4 protein-coding genes and 1 pseudogene are annotated in these 4,832 nt (G+C 46.9%); all 5 read left to right on the top strand.

Annotated elements, in window-relative coordinates; all coding sequences use genetic code 11:
• The first annotated feature begins 220 nt into the window (after positions 1-220).
• On the top strand, positions 221-796 hold the full coding sequence (locus CXF78_RS10170; protein ID WP_011638593.1) for a UPF0149 family protein: 576 nt from the start codon (positions 221-223) through the stop codon (positions 794-796).
• A 28-nt stretch (positions 797-824) separates the two neighbouring features.
• Positions 825-2,099 carry a 2-octaprenyl-6-methoxyphenyl hydroxylase gene (ubiH, locus tag CXF78_RS10175; RefSeq protein ID WP_102036707.1) on the top strand — a complete coding sequence of 425 codons (1,275 nt, stop codon included), beginning with the start codon at positions 825-827 and terminating at the stop codon, positions 2,097-2,099.
• A gap of 24 nt (positions 2,100-2,123) precedes the next feature.
• Entirely contained in the window at positions 2,124-3,347 is a 1,224-nt protein-coding gene (locus CXF78_RS10180) for an FAD-dependent oxidoreductase (RefSeq protein ID WP_102036708.1), read from the top strand.
• 219 nt (positions 3,348-3,566) lie between these two features.
• Positions 3,567-4,661: a glycine cleavage system aminomethyltransferase GcvT gene (gcvT, locus tag CXF78_RS10185; RefSeq protein ID WP_102036709.1), complete on the top strand. Its 1,095-nt coding sequence runs from the start codon at positions 3,567-3,569 to the stop codon at positions 4,659-4,661.
• 82 nt (positions 4,662-4,743) lie between these two features.
• A pseudogene (locus CXF78_RS10190) lies at positions 4,744-4,832 on the top strand (glycine cleavage system protein H); the annotation flags it as partial.

Below are 4,832 nucleotides of genomic sequence, written 5' to 3' on the forward strand. Positions count from 1 at the left end.
TTACTCATAATGTTGCCTCAGATCCTTAGTCAGTTCGCGAACTATATAGGGCTGAATTTAAAAGAGCAAGGCAACAGCATCCCTTTTTAACTATTTGCTGTTTGTGTGAACAAATCCGCTTCAGTCTAGGCATAATTTGGGCACAATACACACTAGCATTTGGAGCATCATACTAACTCTGCTAGCATTGAAGCAGATATTGCGTTATTAGGAATTTACCATGGCAATCCCACCTTCATTATGTATTGAAAAACTAAAACAGGCCTTAGATTACGCTGAAGTCGGCCAGCATCCAGTAGAAGTGCATGGGGCGCTTGTTGGGATTATTTGTGGTGGTGTAAAGCAAGAAAATTTAGCTTGGCTCAAGCCGTTAGTTGAATTAATGAACGACGGTCAACCGCTAGAGCCAAACTTACAACAGCTGATCAGCGATTTGTATCAAGACACTGTGGCACGCTTAGTCGATTTCGAATTTGGCTTTACTCTTTTATTACCAGAAGAAGAAGCGTCACTGAGCGATCGCGTTGAAGCGTTAGCCTTGTGGACCCAAAGTTTTTTAACGGGTATTGCCATCATTCAACCTGAGCTAAACAAAGCGTCAGCCGATGTGCGAGAAGTGATTAAAGACCTTGCTGATATTGCCCAGGTAGAATTTGATGTTGGTGATGACGAAGAATCAGAAGTTGCCTACGAAGAGCTGCAAGAGTTTGTCAGAATGTCTGCTATTTTATGTTATTCAGAATTTGGCTTAGACATGCCTTTGAATGACACCGATGAGCATTCTACTTTTCACTAACATTTTGGTATAGGCAGCAACGCAGCGTATGACCACAGCACACACATCTACCGAGCCACTCGTCGTTGATATTGCCATAGTGGGTGGCGCCATGGCAGGTGCCACGTTAGCCCTAGGGTTAGCTAAGTTATCTGCCACATTATCTGCTACTTTATCATCTGCCACTTTAGCGCGTCCGCTGCGCATTGCACTCATCGAAGCTCATGTTGCCAACAACAATCATTCCGGTTTTGATGCCCGTTCTATCGCCATTGCGCACGGTTCTATTTTCGAACTGACTCGTTTAGGCATTTGGCCTAAGTTGCAGCATCTTGGCACCGCGATCGAAAATATTCATGTGTCTGATCGCGGCCACTTTGGCATGACCGAACTCAACGCTAAACCATTAGGCTTAGACGCGTTAGGGCAGGTGGTTGAATTGGCTCGTGTGGGTAACGTGTTATTCGACGAATTACAAAAGTCATCTGTCAACGTGTTTTGTCCTGCCAAAGTCACTGATTTACAAGCCCAAACAGATGGTCACTTATTAACATTAGATAATGGCACTCAGCTGCATTGTCAGTTGCTGGTGGCCGCCGATGGCGCTAACTCGGTTGTGCGTCAACATTTACAGCAGCCTACTGAGCAAGTCAATTTTGATCAAACGGCGGTCGTTGCCAATGTCATTACCGACCAACCGCATCAACACTGGGCTTATGAGCGCTTCACCCAAACAGGTCCATTAGCACTGTTACCGATGACGTCAGTGCCATCAACACCTTCCACTCAGTCGCGTTTTTCACTGGTATGGGCATTACCGCCAGCCAAAGCTGATGAATTAAAAAATGCGGATAAAGCTGAGTTTTTAGCAGCATTGCAACAAGCATTTGGCCATCGTGTCGGCCGCTTTATCGATGTGGGTCAACGGGTCAGTTATCCACTCACGTTATCGTATATGCCTCGGCCGATTTACCACCGTTGTATATTTGTCGGTAACGCCGCGCAAACGCTACACCCTATTGCCGGACAAGGTTTTAACCTGGGTTTACGTGATGTAGTCGGGCTACTCAAGGTGCTTGAACATGCCTTTAGCAGTAACACGGCAACCGAAATCGACCTCGGCAGCAGCGCTATCGTGCATCAATATTTAGCCGCTCGCCAAGCAGATCGCGACAGCACACTCAACAACATCGAATTTTTAGTGCGTGGCTTTTCCAATCAATATTGGCCGTTAGTTGCCGGACGCAATATCGGTTTGCGTTTATTGTCTTGGCTACCGCCGTTAAAGCGCCCCGTAGCGCAAACCGCCATGGGCTGGCGTTAACTCATTTTAAGGTAAGGATTGACCATGTTTTCAACTAAAACTTATGATGTCGCCATCGTCGGCGGTGGTATGGTCGGGCTTGCAACCGCAATCGGTTTAGCCAATGCCGACCTAAATGTTGTGGTTATTGATGCTGGCACAACCCAAGCGGTCAGCGGTGAGCCTAAATTGCGCGTCAGTGCTATTAACAAAGCCAGCCAACAACTGCTGGAAAACCTCGGTGCTTGGCAATACCTCGACGACAACCGTGTTAGCCCTTACCAAAAAATGTCGGTATGGGACAAAGACGGCCTAGGCAAGATTGAGTTCGACGCCCACAGTATCAGCGAAGCCTATTTAGGTTCGATCATTGAAAACGACGCCATCAGTTATGCCCTTGCCAAACGCGCCAGCGAAATAAGCAACATTACCCATATTGAAAACCAACGCCTTGAGCGTGTAGCCTTTGGCGAGCGCGAAGCATGGTTAACTCTAGCCAATGGCGATAACGTCAGTGCAGCCGTGGTGGTTGCCGCCGACGGAGCTAATTCTTGGGTGCGCCAGCAATGCAGTATTCCGATAACATTTTGCGACTACGGCCACCATGCCATTGTCGCGACAGTGCGCATCGAACTTGCCCACGACGCCACCGCCAGACAAGCCTTTTTACCTGGCGGTCCATTAGCTATGTTGCCACTGTACGACGACAATTTATGCTCCATCGTCTGGTCAGTATCGCCAGACCAAGCCGAGCAATTGTTGGCATTAGACGATATCGAATTTGGCAAAGCATTAACTGCCGCGCTCGATGGCCGTTTAGGCATGTGCCAGGTGGTTAGCGAGCGTCAATCATTCCCGCTTCGTATGCGTTATGCGCGCCACTTTGCCCGCCATCGATTAGTACTGGCTGGCGACGCTGCTCACACCATTCACCCGTTAGCTGGCCAGGGGGTTAACCTAGGCTTTTTAGACGCAGCTAGCATCATCGACACCTTTACCGAACTGCACCAGCAAGGCAAAGATTTAGGCGAATACAGCCATTTACGCGCCCTTGAACGTTGGCGTAAAGCAGAGGCGATGGAGATGATTGCCACCATGGAAGGCTTTAAAAGACTGTTTGCCGGCAGCAATCCGCTTAAAAAAGCCATGCGCGACATAGGCCTAACCCTAGTTGATAATGTCGCTGGGCTGAAAACAGTGTTCATCAAACAGGCTATGGGTAACAAAATGACATTACCTAAACTTTGTCGCGAGCCAATTTCATCATAGCTAATATAGAAACTTGTTTAATATCAGTCTATACAGTTAAATCAGCGTTTTTATTGTAAAAAATTATGTAAAAAAATTACAACAATAGATTAGCTAAACTAATGCGACCGGACTCGGATTAGAAAAATTTTTTGTATACAAAGTGGGTCTGCGGAGTATAATTTTGGCCGCATTTTATCAAAAACCTACATAAGAAAGGCCTCAAAAAAAGGGATAATAATGGCTAGCAAAACAGTACTTTTTAACAAGCATTTAGAATCTAAAGCCAAGATGGTTGATTTCCACGGTTGGGAAATGCCGATTAACTACGGCTCTCAAATCGAAGAACATCACGCAGTACGTCAAGACGCAGGCATGTTCGACGTGTCGCACATGACCGTAGTTGACGTTACCGGCAGCGATGCTTGTGCCTTCTTACGTAAGTTACTTGCTAACGATGTCGCCAAGCTTACCGTACCTGGTAAAGCCCTTTACGGCGGAATGCTAGACGAAAACGCTGGCATCATCGACGACCTTATTACCTACTACTTAACCGACACCCATTACCGCGTAGTGGTTAACTCCGCTACTCGCGACAAAGACCTCGCCTGGATCAACAAACAAGCCGCAGCATTTGATGTTGTTGTGACTGAACGTCCAGAGCTTGCGATGATTGCCGTGCAAGGCCCTAATGCTAAAGCCAAAGCAGCTACTGTATTTTCTGCTGAGCAAAACGCTGCCATTGAAGGCATGAAGCCATTCTTTGGTGTGCAATCAGCCAGCTTATTTATTGCCACAACCGGTTACACCGGCGAAGCGGGCTACGAAATCATTGTTCCAGAAACCGAAGCAGAAGCCTTATGGCAAGCACTACTAGATGCAGGCGTTAAGCCATGTGGTTTAGGTGCACGTGACACATTACGCTTAGAAGCGGGCATGAACCTATACGGTCAAGACATGGACGAGTCAATTAATCCATTAGCCGCTAACATGGGCTGGACTGTAGCGTGGGAGCCAAGCGAGCGTGACTTTATTGGCCGTGATGCACTTACCGCTATTAAAGCGGCTGGCACAGACAAATTAGTCGGCTTAGTCATGGAAGAAAAGGGCGTATTACGCCACGATATGGCAGTATTTTTTACCGACGCAGACGGTGTTGAGCACCAAGGTGTGATCACCAGCGGTTCGTTTTCGCCAACATTAGGCTATTCTATTGCCATGGCCCGAGTGCCTAGTGGTATTGGTGCCATCGCTGAAGTTGAAATGCGTAAAAAGCGTGTTAACGTAAAAGTCATCGCTCCAAGTTTTGTACGTAACGGTAAGCAAGCTTTCTAACAACTCAATAAAATGAGTTGCGCTTTACCCAAAAAGAATTTATTTGTTAAGTATTAGAACATCAGATTAAGGAACAACGATAATGAGCACTATTCCAGCAGACTTGAAATATGCATCTTCGCACGAATGGATCCGTAAAGAATCAGACGGTAGCTACACAGTAGGTATCAC

It is taken from the genome of Shewanella sp. 11B5, from assembly GCF_002836795.1.
GTDB classification, from domain to species: domain Bacteria; phylum Pseudomonadota; class Gammaproteobacteria; order Enterobacterales; family Shewanellaceae; genus Shewanella; species Shewanella frigidimarina.

Bases quoted from the DNA above. Each gene is read 5' to 3' on its own strand.
- CXF78_RS10170 (WP_011638593.1), top strand. From the start codon at position 221: ATGGCAATCCCACCTTCATTATGTATTGAAAAACTAAAACAGGCCTTA.
- ubiH (WP_102036707.1), top strand. From the start codon at position 825: ATGACCACAGCACACACATCTACCGAGCCACTCGTCGTTGATATTGCC.
- gcvT (WP_102036709.1), top strand. From the start codon at position 3,567: ATGGCTAGCAAAACAGTACTTTTTAACAAGCATTTAGAATCTAAAGCC.
- CXF78_RS10180 (WP_102036708.1), top strand. From the start codon at position 2,124: ATGTTTTCAACTAAAACTTATGATGTCGCCATCGTCGGCGGTGGTATG.